The organism is Nitrosomonas marina (genome assembly GCF_900110145.1).
GTDB classification, from domain to species: domain Bacteria; phylum Pseudomonadota; class Gammaproteobacteria; order Burkholderiales; family Nitrosomonadaceae; genus Nitrosomonas; species Nitrosomonas marina.
In genome coordinates this window covers 94,355-115,148 of sequence record NZ_FOCP01000004.1, presented here as the reverse complement: position 1 = coordinate 115,148, position 20,794 = coordinate 94,355, and the positions used below count along the sequence as shown (strand labels likewise).

Below are 20,794 nucleotides of genomic sequence, written 5' to 3'. Positions count from 1 at the left end.
ATTTTATTATGTGAATTATCTTTCTTCGACCGGTTCATTTAAACTGAAACTTTCGCCACAGCCACATGTGTTGTCGATATTGGGATTACTGAGCTTGTAAAAGCTGTTTAGGCCCTCTTGAACAAAATCAATTTTTGAACCGTTAAGGAAAGGCAAATCATTGGTATTGACAACAATGTTTGTGTCTTCAGATATAAATAATCGATCATCCTCTTTAATTTCATCGGCAAGATCGTACGTATAGGAATATCCGGAGCAACCCGATTTCTGTATACCGATACGCAAGGCAATACCGTGACCATGTTTGGCAATTTGTTGCTTGATGTGCTTAGCAGCATTTTCAGTTAAAGTAAGAGACATAATATATTTAGATTTTCCTTTTATCTATCATTAAACATTGCATCGTGCAGCCCAGAAAATACGTTTAGATCATTTGACAGCTGTGTTGATTGCTTCAAAGTCTGGCCGAGGCTCAAACCTGATTTGTTTATGACATAATTTAACTCTAACCGTTCTGAAATATCCACCAATCCTTTTATCTGGCCGCGGGCAATTGCTGAAAATGCCGTTGAGCTTGTTATACTGAATTGCGCCCGTTCAAGCAGCTGTTGACCTGCGCATATCAAACAGGGGAACAATTTCCCGATCTTTCCTGATGATCGACGAGTTCTTTCAGCGTAACAGCGCCCAGATAATCAAATATCAGATCGTTGAGTTTTGCCCATAAGTCATGGGTCATGCATTTACTGTCGTTATGGCAGTTTTCTTTGCCGCCGCATTGAGTGGCATCAATTGGCTCATCGACAGCCAGGATGATATCGGCAACAGAAACTTGTTCCAGTTCTTTAGCAAGACAGTAGCCGCCACCAGGGCCGCGAACACTGTCAACAAGTTCGGACTGGCGAAGCTTGGCAAATAACTGTTCGAGATAGGACAGTGAAATTTTCTGGCGCTGACTGATGTCAGCCAGCGTTACCGGATTGCTGCTTTGTTGCATAGCAAGATCTAAAAGTGCCGTTACTGCAAATCTGCCTTTTGTAGTCAATCTCATATCTAAACACTCCTTGGTGATTTGTAATTAACAATAAAAAAGCACTACTTCAAATAAGGAATACTTGATTATTTTAGTCAACTATACAATTCCTGATTGAATTAGTCAACTATAATTTTGAACAAGGGTCTGGAGTGTGAAGACAGCGTATCGGAGTTGTTGCCAGAATCCGGTTCAAGTCAAATATGAGGCGAGCAAAACACAAGAAATGAAACGTCAACATATTGTTTTGTATAGAAAGAATAAATTATGGGCTAATTTTTTTCGCCCCAGCGGGGCATCAGCCGATGTTCTATTCTCAGGTGGTCCAGTATGCGTGCTACGATAAAATCGATTACGTCCTGGGTTGTTTGGGGGTGATGATAAAAACCAGGGTTGGCCGGTAAAATGACTGCTCCAGAGTTTGAAAGCTTGAGCATGTTTTCTAGATGCAATGCAGAGAATGGCGTTTCCCGGGGTACCAGTATCAATTGCCGTTTTTCCTTTAACATGACATCAGCCGCTCGTTCAATCAGATTCTGACTCAAGCCTGAAGCAATAGCAGCTAGAGTTCCCATGGTACATGGGCAGATGACCATTGCATCGGCTGGATTGGTGCCGGAGGCAACAGGTGAGAACCAGGCTTCGCGACCAAATATTTCTAATTGGCCTGATGCGGGGCTAAGTAGCTGTTTGAAAAAGGTCTCAGCTTCTCGGGGTTGGGAGGGGAGCGTCATATTCATCTCCTGTTGGGCAACAATTTGCGCAACTTTGGAGTAGAGCAGGTAAACATGTTGCCCACTTTGCAGCAGCAATTCCAGCAAACGAATGCCATAGGCCATACCAGAAGCGCCGGTCAGTGCAAGTGTAACGGTGCGGGGCGTGGACATTTTATGGTTTTCCGGTCAGGTGTATCAACTCGAATTCGCTGTTCTGATTGTTATACTGATAGGTTGCTGGTTATCGGCAACGACAGAAGTTTTCCGCTATTGCTTATTCTGATTTTCAGGTGAATTGGCCATTTTCTGTTCGTGGCGTTCGATAAAATCCTTAGTGCTGTCTATGCCGCGTAATTGCAGAACATAATTGCGTACTGCCGCTTCGACAAGTACAGCAAGATTGCGGCCTGCTGCCACTGGTATTATGACCTTTGGAATATCCACATTCATGATTGTTTCGTTCAGATTACTAATCGGTAATCTTTCCAGCTGGTATGTTTCAGAACCGGTTGTGTTTTGTAAATGTACAATCAGTTTCATGTTCTTGTGGCGGCGAACAGCAGTTTCACCGAAAATGGTGCGAATATTCAACATGCCAAGGCCGCGAACTTCCAAATAGTCACGGAGAATTTCCGGGCATCTTCCTTCCAGTGTCTCCGGCGCGATTCTGCGTAGCTCAACTACATCATCGGCGACAAGTCCGTGTCCTCTGCTGATAAGCTCAAGCGCCAGCTCGCTTTTGCCGACACCGCTTTCACCGGTGATCAATACACCCATGCCGAGAACATCCAGGAGAACGCCGTGTAGACAGCACGAAGGCGCAAGAACACGGCCAAGGTAAGAACGCAGTAACCAGATGACTTCCACACTGGGAAAGGGTGACCTAAGTAACGGGATATGGACTGCATCAGCCATCTGGCACATCGAATCCGGTGCATTTGCACCGTCGGCGACGATTATGCAGGCGAGACGGCTTTGTTTCAGCAAATCAAGTTTTTTGTGAAGGTTTTGGACATCCAGTTTATTGATGTAGTCGACTTCGTTGCGACTGAGAACCTGTATCCAATTCGGGTGGATAAAATTCAAATGACCAATCAAACCCTGGTTGGATTGTGCGATCCAGTCATCACTGAGTATCTTATTCTTGGCAGCCATTCCAGCTACCCAGATCAGTTTCAACTTCTCTTGTTTGTTTTCGTAAAGATCAGATATGCTAATTTGAGACATGAGGCGTCCAATCTGCAATCAGTTGATGAATTTCAGCAGCATCCTTGCTGTGTAGAATTTTTTCACGAAATTTTTTGTCGCTGAACATTTGGGCCAGTTCGCTCAAAATCTGAAGATGGGTGTCGGTTGCTTTTTCAGGTACCAAAAGTATACAGGCGATACTGACGGGTTGCCCGTCAGGCGCATCAAAGGGAATGGCTTCTTTCATTGTGACTAAAGCTGCCACAGCTTCACGCAGCCCTTTTATGCGTCCATGTGGAATTGCTACACCTTGCCCAAGACCGGTAGAACCAAGTTTTTCCCGCGCGAACAAGCTGTCAAAAACCTGGCTTCGGGCAATCTGGATCGTATTTTCAAATAATAAGCCCGCCTGCTCAAATACACGCTTTTTGCTTGCCACATCCAGATCGATAATAACATTCGATTCGGGTAATAATTGTGAAATTAGATTCATGGATTTCCAGTGTTAGATGAAATCTTAAGTCGCAAGGGTTAGCGACCGCATCAATCAAACTCTTGATCTTTCAATGTTTGGTGATTTCTTTTTTCAAGGTTCTTTTCTTTGTGTTTGAGGACCTGGCGGTCGAGTTTGTCTACCAGGCTGTCGATAGATGCATACATATCAGTGCTGTCAGCTTCAACAAATATATCCTTGCCGCGGATATGCAAATTCGCTTCGGCTTTTTGTTTATGTTTTTCAACAGACAGAATAACGCTGACATCGATGACATGATCGAAATGACGAGTAACTTTGCTGATTTTGGTATTGACATAATCGCGCAGAGCTGGAGTTATTTCAACATGATTGCCTGTTAGTTTCAAATTCATAGTTTTTCCTTTTAATGATTAAAATGTCTTGCGTAGATTTGCGGGAAGGATCTGCATGGATTCCCTGTATTTGGCTATTGTTCTGCGAGCAACTACAATACCTTGTTCTTCAAGGATACCTGCTATCTTATTGTCACTCAGGGGTTTTTTCGGGTTTTCCTTTTGTATGAGCTGTTTGATTAATGCCCGTATGGCTGTGGCCGAACAGGAACCGCCCGTGTCTGTGGTGACATGACTGCCAAAAAAATATTTAAGTTCAAAAATACCGCGAGGTGTATGCATGAATTTCTGAGTCGTAACACGCGAAACGGTCGATTCATGAAGCTCCAGAGACTCTGCAATTTCACGGAGGATTAGCGGCCTCATAGCAATCTCACCATGCTCAAAAAATTGTTGCTGTCTTTCAACGATTGCATTTGATACTTTGAGTATGGTACTGGAACGCTGTTCCAGATTCTTAATCAGCCACTTTGCTTCATTTAACTGATTTGACAGGATTTTTGAAGACTCGTCGTGCTTTTGTCTAAGAATATTCGCGTAATAATGATTAATGTTTAATTTCGGAAGGGCGTTGATATTCTGATTGGCAATCCAAACGCCATTAACTTTGCTAACAATAATGTCGGGTATGATATAGCGCGTATCTGTCGAATTAAAATCCGAGCCTGGCCTTGGATTCAAATTAACGATCAGTTTCTGGATTGCACGTAAACTCTGGTCGTCGCATTTTAATAATTTTTTTATTAATGCATAATCATGAGAGGCCAGCATGTCCAGGTGCTGCGTTACTACGCGGATAGCCTGTTTTTTGTGTGCAGTATTCTCAGGCAGGCTTTCCAGTTGTAATAAGAGGCATTCCTGTAAATTTCTCGCACCAACACCTGGGGGATCCAGATGTTGAAGACAGGTGAGTGCCTGATTCAAGTCTTCAATTTCAATACCTAGTTCGTCGGGCAGAATGGATAATAATTCATCGAGATCCTGTGTCAAATAACCGTCATCATTCAAACTGTCCACCAACAGGCCGGCAATTTTTTTTTCTCGATCCGGCACCTGGCTGAGCGATAATTGCTGTGTCAGGTAATTTCTGAGAGTAGTCGGTTCGGCAGCCAGCTGGGGTATTTCATAATCTTCATTCTGGGTAAAATTCGATGTTGAACTGCTTTCAAGCCATTCAGTATCCTGCTCGGTTTGTGTCGTATTTTTTTCGTCGAGATCATGATCAGGGTGAGTATCATTTTCAGCTTTCTGGGTTTCAAATGGCTTGGTGTCCCAGTTTTCATTTAATTCTAATAATGGATTCTCTTGAATGATGCGCTCAAGCTCCTGATTTAATTCGAGCGTGGATAACTGCAGTAATCGAATTGATTGCTGTAATTGAGGGGTGAGATTTAACTGTTGCGATAGTTTTAGCTGGAGCGTGGGCTTCATAATTCCAAGATACAGATAGGCGTTTATCAAACTATAAATATTGTATGAGGCTTGTCACAACTGAAAATGCTCACCTAAATAAACCTTCCTGACATGCTCATTATAAATGATTTCATCTGGCGCACCTTGTGCCAACACTTTTCCATCATTGATGATATAGGCACGGTCACAAATACCCAGTGTCTCGCGAACGTTGTGATCGGTGATCAAAACTCCGATATCACGTTCCTTCAGAAAATTAATGACTTTTTGGATATCCATGACAGCAATGGGGTCGACGCCCGCGAATGGTTCGTCCAGTAAGATAAATCTTGGTCGAGAAGCCAGTGCGCGTGCTATCTCTACACGTCTTCGTTCACCACCAGATAGACTCATCGCAGTATTGTTGCGAATATGACTAATGTGCAAGTCATGTAATAATTCATCAAGTTGTTGCTGTAACTGGTCGTCATTCAGGCGGTGTAATTCCAGGATGGCTAAAATGTTTTCTTCAACTGTCAGTCGTCTGAATATTGAGGCTTCCTGAGGCAGGTAACTCAATCCCAGGCGTGCCCTTTCATGCACTGGAAGCTGAGTTAAACCGCGGTCATCAAGAAAAATGTCACCGTGATCGTGCGGAACAAGCCCCACAATCATGTAAAAGCAGGTTGTTTTTCCTGCGCCGTTGGGGCCTAACAGGCCAATGACTTCTCCACTATTCAAGGAGAAAGAGACATCATGAACGACTGTACGTGATTTGTAGCGTTTCTTTAAATTTTGGGCTCTTAATATACTCATGGGCGCCTATTACACAGTATTTAAACGCTTATTCTGAACTGGATTCGGCGGATTTGTTTTTGGGCTGAATGATGATGCGTACACGGTTATCGGTGTCTGTTTGCTCCCCGCGCTCGTGGCTGCCGATGACCTGAAAAAATTCGCTATTCATGTTGTATGAAATATAATCGCCATTCACTTCGTCTTCTCCACGCCTGAGGCGCGCCTGTTTAAATAATTCAATTTTGTCTATTTTGTTATCATATTCGACACGTTTGCTCCAACCTTCAACATATTCGTCAACACCATCCCGTTTCTGGCGGAAACTGACCAGATTGCCCGTTGCTGTTGCATGGCGAAATCCATTGATATCTTCTTTGATGACTACTTTGTCGGCGCTGATGCGTAATGTGCCCTGTGTCAGAATAACATTGCCGGTGAAAATACTCACACGTGTGGAATCTTTGCGATTAATGTCTTCAACTGTTGCACGGTCGGCTTCGAGATAAATTGGTTTGTCACGATCAGAACGTTCGGCAAAGACGCTGAAAGAAATGATAAAAAATAGCAGAAAAACAAAGGAATGATTCTTCATGAATGCTCGCGTCATCGGTCGACCGCGCGTACGCGGGACAAAAGTTCGATTTTGTTGGTATTGTTATTAAATTCCAGGCCTGTTCCATGAACGGTCGTGTTAAGCCGTGTGATTACGACTTGCTGGTCTGTTTGAACAAGCTCTCTACCCGGAATAAGATGAAGTGTTGTTGTTTCCATGATTATTTTTTTATCGTCATCATCATTTCCGCGTATAACGTTAACGTTGCCTGCTAAGTAAATATCCTCACCATTGTTATGAATTTCGGCTTGATTGGCAGACACTCGAAATGGAGGCGTGTCCGGTTTGAGGTGCATGAAATGAATATCACTGAGTTTTGTAAAATCATGATTTATAAAGTGTAACATTTTTTGTGCATGAAATACGTGCTGGATTGATTGCGCGTGTTCCATGCGCAATCCGGATATGTTTTCAACGATGTAGTCTGGTTGCTGGTATGGCTCGTCATCAGCGCCCGGTGAGAGTGGCTCAGTAATATTGTCAAGCCATAACGCCAGTGCTGCCAGACCAATTAATGCGATAAAAGAAAAATTGAAGTTTGAACGCCGAAACATGAATTTAAACTCGAATGACAATTGGTGTCATAAATCTCATAGAAGATTCACATAGTTAAATGCAAATTCAGATGTGCTAATTTGTGCGGGTGAGTATTCGCTGAGTTACCATGCTTAATTGATAGTAAATTATATCAGAACTATCCGTAGTAATAGCATGTCATTATGTTTAGAAGCGCTAACACATACTGTTTTATGTTGCACAGACAAGACGTCTGTAATGGTCTGTGCTGTTGTGTGTCTTGATTTTGTATTTGTCTCGTGCAAGTATCATGCTATGGTTCCAAGATGAATCGGTCTGGTTTGTTATTTAAGGACTATTATACCGGCGCGGGAATTTCGTTTATCTGTATATTAATGCAGTTATTTTTTATTAATTAATTAGAAAAAAAGAATAAATTTGTATGCGGGCAGAAGCGATAGAATTTGAAAATTTCGATCACATGCAGGATGAGGCATGTGCGCAGCGTATAGAAACTGCAAAAAAGACTTTGGGCAAACAGGTCGTTTTGCTGGCACATCATTACCAGCGGGCGGATGTATATCGTCATGCTGATTTGACTGGCGATTCGTTGAAATTGGCCTACCAGGCTGCTCAAACGGATGCAGATTACCTGGTTTTTTGTGGCGTACATTTCATGGCAGAAGTGGCGGATATCCTGTCGAGTGATGAGCAGACCGTGATTTTGCCGGATATGGCTGCAGGCTGTTCGATGGCCGACATGGCAAGCTTGACAAAGGTAGAGCGTGCGTGGCGGGAGCTTGCAGAAGTTTTGTCACCCGATGAGACGGTAACGCCGGTCACATACATTAACTCTGCCGCTGACCTGAAAGCCTTTTGCGGAGAGCATGGCGGTATCGTCTGTACCTCCAGCAATGCAGGTAAGATTCTTGAGTGGTCTTTTCAGCAGCGTGAAAAAGTTTTGTTTTTTCCTGATCAGCACTTAGGGCGCTGGAGCGGCTATCAGCTTGGCATACCGCTGGATGAAATGGCCGTATGGGATTTTGATGAGCCAATGGGCGGTCTGACACCTGAGCAGATCAAGCGAGCCAAGATTTTATTATGGAAAGGGCACTGTTCAGTGCATCAAATGTTCCAGCCACAGCATATTCTCCGTTTTCGTAACCAACATCCGGACGGTATTGTCATATCCCATCCCGAATGCAGTTTTGAAGTGTGCAGCGCATCTGATTACGTCGGGTCAACTGAATACATTATCAAAACGATTGCAGCGGCGGAAGAGGGTACGCGCTGGCTGGTGGGTACAGAGCTGAATCTGGTTAGCAGAATTGCTGAAGAATTTAAATCCCAAAATAAAATCGTACAATTTATGTCACCTCTGGTTTGCATGTGTTCGACAATGGCGCGTATCGATCCACAACATTTGACATGGGCATTGGAGAACCTGGCCAATGGAACTGTTGTAAACCGTATACAGGTACCACAAGCCGAAGCCGTGCTTGCGAAACTGGCGCTGGAACGGATGCTTGCCATCTCATGATCATGAAATACAGTTTCATGGTATTTTTGCCACTTATACATATTGGCCGTATGTATATCAACATTTTCGGTTATCGCGGTGGTTGATTCTGTATCGCCAGTATTGTCATCAATTGAGGCGCGTGTGCTGGGCGTATTGGTTGAGAAGCAGCATACCGTACCAGACAGCTATCCGCTTTCAATAAATGCGCTGATTTCAGGTTGTAATCAAAAGTCCAACCGGTTTCCGGTGATGCATGTTTCCCAAACGGATGTTCTCGAAGCAATTGAAAAACTGGAACAAATGTCTCTGGTTACAGAATCAAGTGGTGGGCGTGTAACACGCTATGCGCATCATTTCGAGGAGGTGTTTAATATACCGATACAATCTGTTGCGTTGATTGCCATGCTCATATTGAGGGGGCCACAAACTGCTGGGGAACTTCGCATCCATTGTGAACGGCTGCACAAATTTGCTGATATCTCGTCGGTCGAAGCTTTTCTTGAAGAGATGGCTGTGCGTACGGGTGAAAGTCTGGTAGTGAAGCTGCCGCGAAAACCGGGTGCCCGGGAAAATCGCTGGTTTCATTTACTTTCAGAAGATTCAGACAGTGAGGATTCTATCGATACATTTTCTCTGCCTGACAGACATGACGCTGTGTCGTTTGACGATTTTTATGCGCTTAAGTCCGATTTTATCAAACTCGAAGCCGAGGTGGCGGTTTTGCGCAAAGCCGTTGATCAGTTGAAGGCTCAAATCCTGTTACAGGAAAAACACATGGAAGAATAAAACTGAACTGTATTAACAGCTTCAGAATAACGTCCGATAAAACAAAAAAACCCGTACTAAACGGGTTTTTTATATTTCAAATACTTTAAGAAACTTATACTTATTTTAATTTGGTTTCTTTGTATTTAACATGTTTGCGTGCGACCGGATCAAATTTCATAATTTCCAGCTTTTCAGGATTTGCACGTTTATTTTTTGTTGTTGTATAAAAATGCCCAGTGCCCGCCGAAGACTCAAGCTTGATTTTATCACGCATTGGTAGTTTCCTTTTTATTCATAGCTTCAGATTAAATGTTTTTACCGAGCGAGCGCATTTCGGCAACAACTACGTCAATTCCTTTCTTATCGATTGTTCGTAATGCTGCATTTGATAATCGCATGCTGATCCAGCGTTTTTCACTTTCCAGCCAAAATTTACGTCTTTGTAAATTTGGCAAGAAACGCCTTTTAGTCTTGTTGTTTGCGTGAGACACATTGTTCCCGGTCAGCGGTTTCTTTCCAGTAACTTCGCATACTCGTGCCATATCTGTACACCCCAAAATTGCAAAACGTAGATTATATCTCTTTTTTTATTTTTTCATCAAATATATAACAACTCAACAGAATCGCCTGCTGTTGATTTGAAACAGCTTCTTGCTTGATCGTCTGAAAAATATTGTTACTGTGTTGGTTTGTTTGGTTTCGATGATGCTTACAACAGATGATGTTCTGCGAATGACAGCACTTCATTTTTACCGACGATAAAGTGATCGAGCACCTTGACATCAATTAGATCAAGCGCTTTTTTTAGTGTAAGTGTCAGCAGTTTGTCGGCCTGGCTTGGTTCGGCGCTGCCGGAGGGGTGATTGTGGGCGAAAATAATAGCAGCCGCATTGTGATATAAGGCACGTTTAACGACTTCACGTGGATAAACGCTGGCCTGTGTGAGCGTTCCAGTGAATAGTTCATCTGTTGCAATCATATGGTGTTTTGCATCCAGAAAAATAGCCATAAAAATTTCGTGTTGTTTATTCGCGAGACTCAGATTCAGGAAATCCCGGACGAGTTGGGGTGTGTTCATCACATGGCCGAATTCGAGTTGTTCGCTTAGTGTACGGCGTGACATTTCAAGAATTGCCTGCAGTTGTGCATATTTTGCTGTTCCAACACCATGAAAATCACAAAGGGTTGTTTTATCCGCAGAAAAAAGATTGCTGAGACTGCCAAAATGGTTTAATAGATTTCTGGCAAGTTCAACGGCACTTTTGCCTGTAGTGCCTGTGCGCAGAAAAATGGCAAGTAATTCCGTGTCAGACAGATTCCTGGCACCAAATCTCAGTAGTTTCTCGCGCGGGCGTTCATAGACAGGCCAGTCTGTAATTGTCATAGATATCAAATGTTCGGTGAATTTTTATTTGATACGGCATCGGAATGAATACAATTGAGTTAAAATTCAACTGGTCCGCGATTATGCTTCATGTGGTTATAAAAAGGTTTTGAATGTGATTTTCGGTTTTGCATGGTCAACACATACACAGAATTATCCCTGACAGGCAAACGCCTGTTGCTTGGAGTGACAGGGGGAGTGGCGGCCTACAAAGCTGCTGAACTTGCGCGCCTGTTAACGCAGGCCGGATGCCTGGTGCAGCCCGTGATGACTGAATCAGCGTGCCGGTTTGTCGGCCCTGTTACTTTCCAGTCATTGACCGGCCAATCTGTATTTACCGATTTGTGGGAAGCAGACAAATCAAACTCAATGGCGCATATTGATCTGTCGAGAAATGCTGATTTAATCGTGATCGCGCCGGCAAGCGCTGACTTTATTGCAAAATTGGCATGTGGTATGGCTAATGATTTGCTGTCGACGCTTTGTCTGGCGCGCGATTGTCGATTACTGATCGCGCCAGCGATGAATCGAAAAATGTGGGAGAATCCGGCCACGCAACGGAATATCACACGCCTGCAGGAAGATGGTGTCGTCATAGCAGGCCCCGATACCGGGGAACAGGCGTGTGGAGAAATTGGGGTGGGACGTATGCTGGCAGTCGATACGTTGCTGGCTGTTGTGCAGCAAAACCTGTGTGACGGTGTGATGCGGGGCATAGACGTGCTGATAACTGCGGGACCGACATATGAGGCGATTGATGCTGTGCGCGGTATTACCAATATCAGCTCTGGTAAAATGGGATATGCGCTTGCGCAGGCTGCGCTGAATGCCGGCGCGACAGTGACGCTGGTTACCGGTCCAAGCTGTCAGCCCGTACCCGTGGTAAACAGACTGATCAGAGTGATGAGTGCGCGAGAGATGCTGAGCGCTGTAGAGGAAGTCATTGACAGAAAAAAACCCGATATTTTTATTAGCGTTGCGGCTGTGGCTGATTACCATGCAATAAATGCTGAACCGGGGAAAATCAAGAAAACAGACCAGAAGCTGGTTCTTGAACTGGCGCCGAATCCGGATATTTTGTCAAAAGTCGCGCATTTGGCGAAAGCGCCTTTTTGCGTTGGTTTTGCCGCGGAAACAGATCATCTCGAAAAAAATGCATTACGCAAGCGCCGCCAGAAAAAATTGCCTTTGCTGGTTGCCAATTGGGTCCAGGAGGCCATGGGTTCTGATCAGACTGCACTGATTTTATACGATGATGCAGGTAAGCATATCCTTGAAAAAGCGTCAAAACAGATACAGGCAGAGCGGTTGATTGGACACATTGCACAGTTATATGCTCGACAACTACACGATAATAGTCCGGACACGACATGACACAAATTGACATGAAAATTCTTGATGAACGCCTGTACGAATGTATTCCGTCGTATGCCACGCCGGGTTCAGCAGGTCTTGATTTACGGGCATGTATTGATCAGCGTGAAATAATAGACGCAGGTCAGGCAATTTTGGTTCCAACCGGGATCGCCATTCATATTGCCGATTCAAGTCTTGCGGCCATGATATTGCCTCGCTCCGGACTTGGTCACAAACATGGGATCGTACTAGGGAATCTGGTCGGTCTCATTGATTCGGACTATCAGGGGCAGATATTTGTATCCTGCTGGAATCGTGGCCAAACATCATTCGAGTTGAACCCGATGGATCGCATTGCACAACTGGTTGTTTTTCCCGTCGTCCAGGTCGGTTTCAATGTTGTTAAAGAGTTCGACACCAGCCAGCGTGGAGAAAATGGTTTTGGCAGTACCGGGAAATACTGACTATGCGATTCATGTCACTTGTCTGTAGTGGTTGTCTGTTTCTGCTGACATTCAGTCAGACGGTTGCCTCCACCAATCTGCAGTATGTCTCGCTGCAGATAGCAGGTCACACATTGTCAGCGGAAGTTGCCGATACGCATGCTTCCCGTGCGCGAGGGCTGATGTTTCGTGAATCTCTGGATGCTAATACCGGTATGTTATTTGTATTTCCAAAAAATGCATATCTGAGTATGTGGATGAAGAACACAGTGATACCGTTAAGCGTAGCCTTCATCGATGATGAAGGAATTATCATCAATATTGCTGACATGCAGCCCAATACGCATACTGCACACTATTCAACCAACTTAGCGAAATATGCTCTTGAGATGAATATCGGCTGGTTTTCTCGCAGAAAAATAGATACGGGCGATCGGGTGATCGGGCTCGAGCTGATTTCGGCAACAAACTGAAGTGCATTGCAACTTATGTGTCAGAATTGAAACTAACGCATACGTGGAAGCATCCCCTTCAAACCACGCATCATTTTTGACATGCCGCCTTTGTTCATCATTTTCATCATTTTCTTTGCCTGATCGAATTGTGATAACAAACGGTTGACCTCCTGAACGGACACACCCGAGCCTGCTGCGATACGTCTTTTACGCGAAGCCTTGAGAATTTCAGGCTTTACGCGTTCCTGCGGCGTCATTGAGTTGATAATGGCTTCTGTTCGGCCGATTACTTTGTCATCCACATTGACGTTCTGCGCAGCCTGACTTAATTGAGCAGGCAGCTTGTCGAGCATGGCGCTCATACCACCCATTTTTTTCATTTGTTGAAACTGAGACTTGAAGTCATTTAAATCAAATCCTTTGCCTGACTTGACTTTTTTTAACAGTTTTTTTGCTTCGCGCTCATCGGTGCTGCGTTGTGCTTCTTCAATTAATCCCAGAACATCACCCATGCCGAGAATGCGCGAGGCCATGCGGTCAGGGTAAAAAGCCTCTATACCGGTCAGTTTCTCCGCTATGCCGGTAAACTTAATGGGCTTTCCGGTTACATGTTTGACCGATAATGCGGCACCGCCGCGTGCATCACCGTCCAGTTTGGTCAAGACGACACCTGTCAACGGCAACGCTTCTGAGAAAGCTTTTGCCGTATTGACAGCATCCTGTCCCTGCATTGCATCGACGACAAACAGCGTTTCAATTGGATTCAGCAATCGTTCAAGTTCACTGATCTCATGCATCATTGCTTCATCGATACCTAATCGACCTGCCGTATCAACAATCATTACGTCATGGTGATGTTTGCGTGCAAAATCCAGTGCCGCAGTTCCGATTTCGCCTGGTTTTTGACCATTCTGAACAGGAAAAAAATCTGCACCTGTTTGATTGGCCAGTAACTCCAGCTGGTGGATGGCGGCGGGACGGTAGATGTCGCAGGAAACCAAAAGAACCTTTTTCTTTTTATGCTCCATGAGCCATTTTGCGAGCTTGCCGCTGCTGGTTGTTTTGCCGGCCCCTTGCAGGCCTGCCATTAATATGACGGCTGGCGGAGTCGTCGAAAGATTCAGATCCGCCTTGTCACCACCCATGATCGTGATAAGTTCCTGCTGGACAACGCCTACCAATGCCTGGCCTGGCGTCAAGCTGCTCATGACTTCGTGTCCGACCGCTTTTTCCTTAACACGCGCGATGAATTCTTTTACGACGGGTAAGGCAACATCCGCTTCGAGCAATGCCAGCCGGACTTCCCGTAGCGCCTTCTGGATATTGTTTTCTGTGAGCCTCGCTTCGCCTTTCAGTGTTTTAATAACATCAGAAAGTCGGCCTGTTAGATTTTCAAACATACAAAAACCTCAGTGAATAAATAGATATAGGAAATGCTGTTGTGTAAAATTCATGTATTGTGCAGGCTTGCACTATGAATTTCTCAGAGTGCCATGTAGACTAAATAACTGTTTGTGTATTTAAATTAATTAACGATCGCACCAATGATTGACATTTTAACTTATCTTGCAGCTTTTTTGCTTTATTGTCTGTCTGGCTGGCTGATCTGGCGCAATTTATATGGGCGTTCCACATCGCCCGCAAAGCATGACGAGGAAAGCGCGCCTGCGACTTTCAGTTACATCCATTATGTTATGCTTTTGCCGTTGATGCTTCACGCACTGTTGCTTTACAGGACGATATTCGCTGGTACAGGACTGAATCTAGGCGTAAGCAGTGCTGTTTCATTAATAGTCTGGCTGACTGCTTTTATATACTGGTTTTCTGGGTTTTTCAGCCGGTATCAGGGAATGCGCACTTTGCTTGCGCCGATAGCGGCCGCCGCGGCTATTGCTGTTGTCCTGCCGCTTGTTTTCCCTTCGTTGAAGCCATTACAGAATACCGAATTACCTGCATTTAAGGCACACCTGGTTGTGGCTATGTCTGCGTACAGCCTGCTGACAATTGCGGCATTGCACGCTGTTCTGATGACAGTCGTTGAATATCAGCTACATCATCCGGCGCAACATCCATTGTTTACCAATTTGCCGCCATTGCTGGCAATGGAAAAGCTGTTGTTTGCTGTAATCTGGATCGGGTTTATATTACTGACACTGACGTTGCTAAGCGGTGTTGTTTTTTCAAAAGAAGTTTTTGGTCAGCCTCTGACATTTACACATAAGACATTATTTGGTTTTATTTCCTGGGGTACGTTTGCGGCCTTGCTGATTGGCCGACAGTTTTATGGTTGGCGCGGCAGGATAGCCATACGCTGGACATTGGTCGGTTTTGTCATGCTGTTATTGGCTTATATTGGCAGTAAATTCGTCCTGGAAATTGTATTGAATCGTTAAAAGAGGTGGTTTGCATCGAATTCGCCTGATGCCTGGCCCGCATGGACTGCGCGTTGATATTGAAAATCTTTAAACCCGGTGAATTACTGAACTCTGATAAATACAGAGAAAATAGAAAAATTCAAGCAAATATAAATTGTACCGATTCTAATTTGCAAGAACTTCATGTTGAAATCATTTATATCCGCAAATATGCTAATTCAATTGCAAATGTCAGATCGGGTTCAATCCGCGTTTTCAGCCCTCTTTTTATCGGGTATTTTTTTATCTGGATGCGCCATGATAAATGAACCTGCCAAGATCGAGTTTTCGCATTATGAGGAACAGATGCCTGTTAGGGTCCATCAGCAGGAACTCGAGAGTATGAAAATAAAAATTGAATACTTGGAAAAGCAGTTGGCTGATAAAGACGCGCAAATCAAACGCATTTCAACACGCGAACTTGATCAAGCGCAGGTGGTAAAAGCTTCGAGTAAAGAAATAGCGCGGACCCAGGTCAGGCTGTACAGGCTGGCAACAAAACCGAGCACTGCGTCGCTGATTTCGGAAGCCGAGGTTGCCATGGAGTATCTCAAGATGCAGTTGACTGCGCAGGCTGATATTGAACTCCTCAGGGAAGCAGAGTTGTTGCTGGATGCTGCAGCTGTGAAATTTGCAGAAGGTGATTACGCAAATGCAACATATTATGCTTCGCAAGCGCTTGAATTTATAAACATGGTTTCTGATAAGGAAAGGGAGCTTCCTAACCGGCCAACGGTAAGATTTAATACGCCAATAATCATGCAAACTACAATCGATGCGAATCTGCGACGTGAGCCGGGTAGAAATACATTTGTTGTCAGTGTGCTGAATGCGGGTACAGTTTTGACAGCGAATGCCTATCAGGGGAATTGGCTAATGGTACAAACAGATGCAAATTTACAAGGCTGGGTGTTCAATTCATTAATTAGTGTAGTCGCTAACGAATCACATTAGACGAAATTTTTTTCAATCTCAAGATCAAGCAAACTAACAGGGTGAAGACCGTCTACGATATCAAGACAGAAACAGGTTGAACCGCGTATGCCTGATTTCTGCCCGCATGTTTGGCTTTGTATAGCGCATGATCAGCGCGGGAAATGATGGTTGTGGGAGATTTGTCATCCGGTTCGGACTGGATTATACCAATACTAAGTGTTACCTTGATGTTGGTGTCTGTCGATTTGCACTTTATTTCTGAAGTTCTTGAGCGTATGCGTTCGGCAGTAATACTGGCTTCTCGAACGTTGGTTTCAGTCAAAATGATGATAAATTCATCTCCTCCGTATCGGGCGGCGAAATCGATATTGCGTATGGATTGTGATAAATTTCTGGCAACTGCGGCCAGAATTTCGTCGCCGGCAACATGACCCAGTTTGTCATTAAGCTCCTTAAAAAAATCGACGTCAATCATGAGTACAGAAAAAGGCCGTTTATTTCGCTGATATCTGTGCAGTTGTTCCTTGATAATCAGGGTAAGCTTGTTACGATTATATAACCCGGTTAATCCATCTGTAATCGATAATTTTTCCAGTAACTGGTTTTTTTCATGCATGGCCTTGTTGGCGGCTAATATTCTGGACTGACTATGACGTAATTTTTCCGTCATCAGATTAAACATGTGCGCCAGTTTTCCAACCTCGTCTTTTTGAGTTACATCCGTTATTGGAATGTCCAAATTACCTTTCACAATTTGTCCGGTTGCGTCAATGAGCCGGTGTAATGGTATTACAATTGAGTGACCCAGATAGATTGCAATTACCGCTACTATAAAAATGGATATTCCAACCAGAATAATGAACAGGTTGCGCTGCTCCAGCCATGCTGCATAAACATCACGGTGATTCTTTTCGGCAATGACTGTAATTGGCAGCGTTTTTGCTGAATAGGCGAGCGCGATAACATGTTCCTTAAGAAAATTCTGGAAGGTCATGAATTCGCCCGGATGCTTGTACAGATAGTCAAAAACGGAAGGTGCAATAACCGTCGGATGTGTGATATCGCTGTTGCTGGCAAGCAGTATATGACCATCCGAATCAACCAGAAGTATTTCTCCACGCGGTGATTTGATTGTGCTTTTCAATACAGATTTGACATTATTCAAGTCATACGTGATTGCCAGCTGACCCAGAATATAATCATCGTAAGAAACAACAGGTAAAATAATACTTACCGTAACGGTCTCAAAATAATCATGTAGTTGTGGTGGAGAAATGACGGGTTTGTGCGTTATTTTTTTCTCTAGCCAGTCGCTCTGAAATGGCTCTTTTGGAACATATCGGGATGAACTGCTGGCAACAACATGCCTGTTTGTATCGAGTACTGTAAGCTCCAGTATTGTATCTAGCTTATTTTGTACAGAAACAAGATACTGTGTCAGGATTTCCGGCGAGTTTTTCAGTTGATTGCTCTGCTGATTGGCAGCACTGGATAACGAATCAATGATGATTTTAGCCGAGGTCAGTGAATTGGCTTCGTGAACATTTAGATTGATCCAGGCATCGACCTCCCGGCTCGCATGACTGGCTAAAATCCGCAGTTCCCGTTTGACATTATCGTTGATGAGTTCTTCGTTCTGGCGAAATGAAAGGAGCCCCAGCACAAGCGAGGGCACCAGTGTCGATAATAAAGCGAAAAAAAAGATTTTGCTTTTGATGCTTTTCAATAGATTTCTCTGTTATGTGAAAACTTTTTTAAACATAATAACTTTAAATCTTAAGTTTGAATTTTCAATCCAGAAAAAAGCGGAAATAAATCGCTCTGTTCTTTCGTTAATTATTTCTATTCACACAGCACCCAGTTCGACCACCTGTTTGTCAGGATAATGACTCATTTGATACCCTTGCCAAAGCCGGTTTGCAATAAATGTCGCGATCATGTTGGCGTGCTGTTCTAAACCGGTATTGCCCAATTCCTTTGTCGTTTGCTTGAACAGCGCGAGCCAGCGTTCAAACAGGTTGGCAGATAGCTCGGGCAAAGCGATATGCTTTGGCATTGGTGCGCCACGAAAACGACTTGTCCCGCGTAATTGAGCGGACCAGAAATTGGTCATCTGGACAAAATGAGCATCCCAGTCGATAACATGCTCTTCAAATATTGGCCCAAGTAGTGGGTCTTTTCGTGCCTTGGCATAGAATTCGTGAACAAGTCTTGAAATTTCATCCTCTGTATACAAATCAGGGTTGGGCGTAGGAAAAGGTGATTGTCTCATACTTGAAATCCTATATTAGTTAATAAGATATAAAATTAAACTCAATATTGTTACAACTGCATATAGCCTGTAAAAAACAACAGGCTACTTAAGGATAAGCTTTCAGCGCTCTAAAAACTTCCTGGGGTATCGTGCATTATTTTGACAGTTAGATTGATTATACTGTGTTCGCATAATTTCCGCATGTTCGCATCCTTCATTGTAAAGGGCTTGGATGGACATGCAGTATCGAGTGTAAAATACATGTTTAGTTCAATATCAAGCAGATCGGGTCGCCCAGCATGATGGACTGATCAGGACCATGCAGACCCTCGACTGTACAAGCTCCAGGTATCCTTGGTTGTTCGCAGGGGTTGTGTATGAAAACGCTTGATGAGTTACGGTTTCCAACAGAATAGGCGGCTTCTTAATAATATACATCCATATAATAAAACTCTGACGGAATAAGTGTATTTCCTTCTTCAGGGCGATCATCAAATCGATCAATACAGAGGTAGGCATCATGAAAAATTTATTTGGAAAAGCACTGCTGGATGATCCGGCCTGTACCAAATCAACCGCATTTACGCGCGAAGAACGTAAACAGTATGGCTTACGTGGATTGTTACCCTATGACGTGGCGAGTATCGGCAAACAAAAGGAGCGTGCGCTTGAAAACATGCGACGTAAAAACAGCGCTATTGAAAAATATATTTTTTTAAGTGCTTTGCTGGATCGTAATCAGCGTCTGTTCTATCGTCTCATGATTGACCATATGGAAGAAATCATGCCGCTGGTCTATACGCCAACAGTCGGTGAAGCCTGTAAGGAATTCGCACATATATTCAGGCGGCCTCAAGGGCTTTATGTCACGCCGGAAGACCGTGGTGAAATAGAATCGGTTCTTGGTAACTGGCCGGAACGAGATGTGCAGATCATTGTAGTAACTGATGGAGAGCGTGTGCTGGGTTTGGGTGATCTGGGTGCAAACGGAATGGGAATATCTATAGGGAAAATATCACTGTATGTCGCCTGTGCGGGCATTTATCCGGCGCGTTGCATGCCCGTGATGCTTGATGTAGGGACAAACAACCAAACTTTACGTGAAGATCCGTTATATCTGGGCTATCCATATGCCCGACTGCAAGGTGATGCGTATTTATCCATGGTCGATGAATTTGTCAATGCAGTGCAAAAACGATTTCCAAAAGCCTTGATTCAGTTTGAGGATTTTTCGACACCCAATGCATTTGAATTTCTGGAGCGATATGGTGACAAGGTTTGTTGCTTTAATGACGACATACAGGGCACAGCTGCGGTTACGCTGGCGGGTGTTTACACTTCATGCCGAATCACAAAAAAGAAATTTTCCGATTTGACAATTATGTTTCTTGGAACGGGATCCGCTGCAGGCGGGACAGCAGAGTTAATGGTGGCTGCATTTGGTGCAGCAGGTCTTGGTTTGCAACAGGCTCGTGAGAGGTTATGGTTTGTGGACCGGAAAGGGTTGGTGGTATCCACCAACGAAACTGTCAAGCCACGTATCAAGCCATTTGCACACAACCATTCTCCCTGTGATTTCGTCGGTGCGATCGCAGATATCAAGCCTGATGTGCTCATTGGTGCCACAGGTGTGCCCAATACATTTACAGAATCAGTTGTGCGACAAATGGCCGCAGTCAATGACAGACCGGTAATAATTGCGTTGTCGAATCCAACATCACATACGGAATGTACGGCGGAAGAAGCTTACAGGTGGAGCGACGGGCGTGTTGTTTTTGCCAGTGGCAGTCCGTTCGAACCGGTTCAGTTCCGGGATAAACGTTTCGAGCCGGGGCAGGGTAATAACGCCTACATTTTTCCAGGAATCGGTCTGGGTATTACGGCCTGCTCGGCGCATCGTATTACACAAACAATGTTTTTGGCTGCAGCGAAAACTTTATCAGAACGCGTGACCGACGATGAAATCGCTAAGGGCGCGGTGTATCCATCGCTCAATCGTGTGCGCGAGGTATCCCGTTCAATAGCGGTATCAGTTTGTCAGGCGGCGGCGCATGACAGACTGGCGCAAGGAGAGGTACCTGAAAACGTGGATGAGCATGTTCAGTCTCTCATGTACGATCCCTTGTATTAGTCATACAT

The 20,794-nt window shown here is 44.3% G+C and carries 24 protein-coding genes; 8 read left to right on the top strand and 16 right to left on the bottom strand.

Features of this window, described 5'->3' with window-relative positions:
- Positions 1–15 precede the first annotated feature (15 nt).
- From BMX44_RS04170 to lptC, 10 genes are all read right to left on the bottom strand, one after another.
- Positions 16–360 (bottom strand): HesB/IscA family protein, encoded by a 345-nt coding sequence (locus BMX44_RS04170; protein WP_090628414.1) that lies wholly within the window; start codon positions 358–360, stop codon positions 16–18.
- Positions 361–622: 262 nt separating this feature from the next.
- Positions 623–1,051, bottom strand: coding sequence for a Fe-S cluster assembly transcriptional regulator IscR (gene iscR, locus BMX44_RS04160; protein ID WP_090628409.1), 429 nt, complete (start codon positions 1,049–1,051; stop codon positions 623–625).
- Positions 1,052–1,305: 254 nt separating this feature from the next.
- Positions 1,306–1,920 carry a flavin prenyltransferase UbiX gene (locus tag BMX44_RS04155; protein WP_090628406.1) on the bottom strand — a complete coding sequence of 205 codons (615 nt, stop codon included), beginning with the start codon at positions 1,918–1,920 and terminating at the stop codon, positions 1,306–1,308.
- Positions 1,921–2,016: 96 nt separating this feature from the next.
- A complete protein-coding gene (gene hprK / locus BMX44_RS04150) occupies positions 2,017–2,976 on the bottom strand; it encodes an HPr(Ser) kinase/phosphatase (protein WP_090628404.1) in 960 nt (319 codons plus the stop codon).
- The gene (locus tag BMX44_RS04145) at positions 2,963–3,430 is read right to left on the bottom strand and encodes a PTS sugar transporter subunit IIA (RefSeq protein ID WP_090628402.1); all 468 of its coding nucleotides are present in this window, start codon (positions 3,428–3,430) and stop codon (positions 2,963–2,965) included. Before BMX44_RS04145 ends, hprK begins: the two co-directional genes overlap by 14 nt.
- Positions 3,431–3,480: 50 nt before the next feature.
- Positions 3,481–3,804: a ribosome hibernation-promoting factor, HPF/YfiA family gene (gene hpf, locus BMX44_RS04140; RefSeq protein WP_090628400.1), complete on the bottom strand. Its 324-nt coding sequence runs from the start codon at positions 3,802–3,804 to the stop codon at positions 3,481–3,483.
- 18 nt (positions 3,805–3,822) lie between these two features.
- Entirely contained in the window at positions 3,823–5,235 is a 1,413-nt protein-coding gene (locus BMX44_RS04135; RefSeq protein ID WP_090628397.1) for an RNA polymerase factor sigma-54, read from the bottom strand.
- Between the two features lie 54 nt (positions 5,236–5,289).
- Positions 5,290–6,012, bottom strand: a complete 723-nt coding sequence (lptB, locus tag BMX44_RS04130) for an LPS export ABC transporter ATP-binding protein (RefSeq protein ID WP_090628395.1) — start codon at positions 6,010–6,012, stop codon at positions 5,290–5,292.
- A 28-nt stretch (positions 6,013–6,040) separates the two neighbouring features.
- On the bottom strand, positions 6,041–6,586 hold the full coding sequence (gene lptA / locus BMX44_RS04125) for a lipopolysaccharide transport periplasmic protein LptA (RefSeq protein WP_090628653.1): 546 nt from the start codon (positions 6,584–6,586) through the stop codon (positions 6,041–6,043).
- 11 nt (positions 6,587–6,597) lie between these two features.
- Positions 6,598–7,161: an LPS export ABC transporter periplasmic protein LptC gene (gene lptC / locus BMX44_RS04120; RefSeq protein ID WP_090628393.1), complete on the bottom strand. Its 564-nt coding sequence runs from the start codon at positions 7,159–7,161 to the stop codon at positions 6,598–6,600.
- A gap of 404 nt (positions 7,162–7,565) precedes the next feature.
- Between lptC and nadA the strand changes: the two genes are divergently transcribed.
- Together nadA and BMX44_RS04110 are read left to right on the top strand one after the other, a co-directional pair.
- The gene (gene nadA, locus BMX44_RS04115; RefSeq protein WP_090628391.1) at positions 7,566–8,663 is read left to right on the top strand and encodes a quinolinate synthase NadA; all 1,098 of its coding nucleotides are present in this window, start codon (positions 7,566–7,568) and stop codon (positions 8,661–8,663) included.
- 78 nt (positions 8,664–8,741) lie between these two features.
- Complete coding sequence (locus BMX44_RS04110; RefSeq protein WP_090628388.1) at positions 8,742–9,431, top strand: YceH family protein; 690 nt, start codon at positions 8,742–8,744, stop codon at positions 9,429–9,431.
- A 100-nt stretch (positions 9,432–9,531) separates the two neighbouring features.
- Here BMX44_RS04110 and rpmG read toward each other — a convergent pair whose 3' ends face one another.
- The 3 genes from rpmG to radC form a co-directional block, all read right to left on the bottom strand.
- Complete coding sequence (gene rpmG, locus BMX44_RS04105) at positions 9,532–9,687, bottom strand: 50S ribosomal protein L33 (protein WP_090628385.1); 156 nt, start codon at positions 9,685–9,687, stop codon at positions 9,532–9,534.
- A 31-nt stretch (positions 9,688–9,718) separates the two neighbouring features.
- A complete protein-coding gene (rpmB, locus tag BMX44_RS04100) occupies positions 9,719–9,955 on the bottom strand; it encodes a 50S ribosomal protein L28 (RefSeq protein WP_090628383.1) in 237 nt (78 codons plus the stop codon).
- 167 nt (positions 9,956–10,122) lie between these two features.
- Positions 10,123–10,797 (bottom strand): RadC family protein, encoded by a 675-nt coding sequence (radC, locus tag BMX44_RS04095; RefSeq protein WP_090628380.1) that lies wholly within the window; start codon positions 10,795–10,797, stop codon positions 10,123–10,125.
- A gap of 132 nt (positions 10,798–10,929) precedes the next feature.
- On the opposite strand from radC, the gene coaBC reads away from it, so the two are divergent.
- Genes coaBC through BMX44_RS04080 form a run of 3 tightly spaced genes read left to right on the top strand, consistent with a single transcriptional unit; the run spans position 10,930 to position 13,069 of the window.
- Positions 10,930–12,171 carry a bifunctional phosphopantothenoylcysteine decarboxylase/phosphopantothenate--cysteine ligase CoaBC gene (gene coaBC, locus BMX44_RS04090; protein WP_090628378.1) on the top strand — a complete coding sequence of 414 codons (1,242 nt, stop codon included), beginning with the start codon at positions 10,930–10,932 and terminating at the stop codon, positions 12,169–12,171.
- On the top strand, positions 12,168–12,617 hold the full coding sequence (dut, locus tag BMX44_RS04085) for a dUTP diphosphatase (RefSeq protein ID WP_090628376.1): 450 nt from the start codon (positions 12,168–12,170) through the stop codon (positions 12,615–12,617). Before coaBC ends, dut begins: the two co-directional genes overlap by 4 nt.
- Before the next feature lie 2 nt (positions 12,618–12,619).
- Complete coding sequence (locus BMX44_RS04080; RefSeq protein ID WP_245738822.1) at positions 12,620–13,069, top strand: DUF192 domain-containing protein; 450 nt, start codon at positions 12,620–12,622, stop codon at positions 13,067–13,069.
- Between the two features lie 32 nt (positions 13,070–13,101).
- Here BMX44_RS04080 and ffh read toward each other — a convergent pair whose 3' ends face one another.
- On the bottom strand, positions 13,102–14,451 hold the full coding sequence (ffh, locus tag BMX44_RS04075) for a signal recognition particle protein (protein ID WP_090628373.1): 1,350 nt from the start codon (positions 14,449–14,451) through the stop codon (positions 13,102–13,104).
- Positions 14,452–14,595: 144 nt separating this feature from the next.
- On the opposite strand from ffh, the gene BMX44_RS04070 reads away from it, so the two are divergent.
- Positions 14,596–15,444: a cytochrome C assembly family protein gene (locus tag BMX44_RS04070; protein ID WP_090628370.1), complete on the top strand. Its 849-nt coding sequence runs from the start codon at positions 14,596–14,598 to the stop codon at positions 15,442–15,444.
- 279 nt (positions 15,445–15,723) lie between these two features.
- A complete protein-coding gene (locus BMX44_RS04060; RefSeq protein WP_090628366.1) occupies positions 15,724–16,419 on the top strand; it encodes an SH3 domain-containing protein in 696 nt (231 codons plus the stop codon).
- Between the two features lie 52 nt (positions 16,420–16,471).
- Here BMX44_RS04060 and BMX44_RS04055 read toward each other — a convergent pair whose 3' ends face one another.
- Both BMX44_RS04055 and BMX44_RS04050 read right to left on the bottom strand, forming a co-directional pair.
- Entirely contained in the window at positions 16,472–18,127 is a 1,656-nt protein-coding gene (locus BMX44_RS04055) for a sensor domain-containing diguanylate cyclase (RefSeq protein ID WP_090628363.1), read from the bottom strand.
- Positions 18,128–18,247: 120 nt separating this feature from the next.
- Positions 18,248–18,673: a group III truncated hemoglobin gene (locus BMX44_RS04050; protein WP_090628360.1), complete on the bottom strand. Its 426-nt coding sequence runs from the start codon at positions 18,671–18,673 to the stop codon at positions 18,248–18,250.
- Between the two features lie 502 nt (positions 18,674–19,175).
- Between BMX44_RS04050 and BMX44_RS04040 the strand changes: the two genes are divergently transcribed.
- A complete protein-coding gene (locus BMX44_RS04040) occupies positions 19,176–20,786 on the top strand; it encodes an NAD-dependent malic enzyme (protein ID WP_090628353.1) in 1,611 nt (536 codons plus the stop codon).
- Positions 20,787–20,794: the final 8 nt, after the last annotated feature.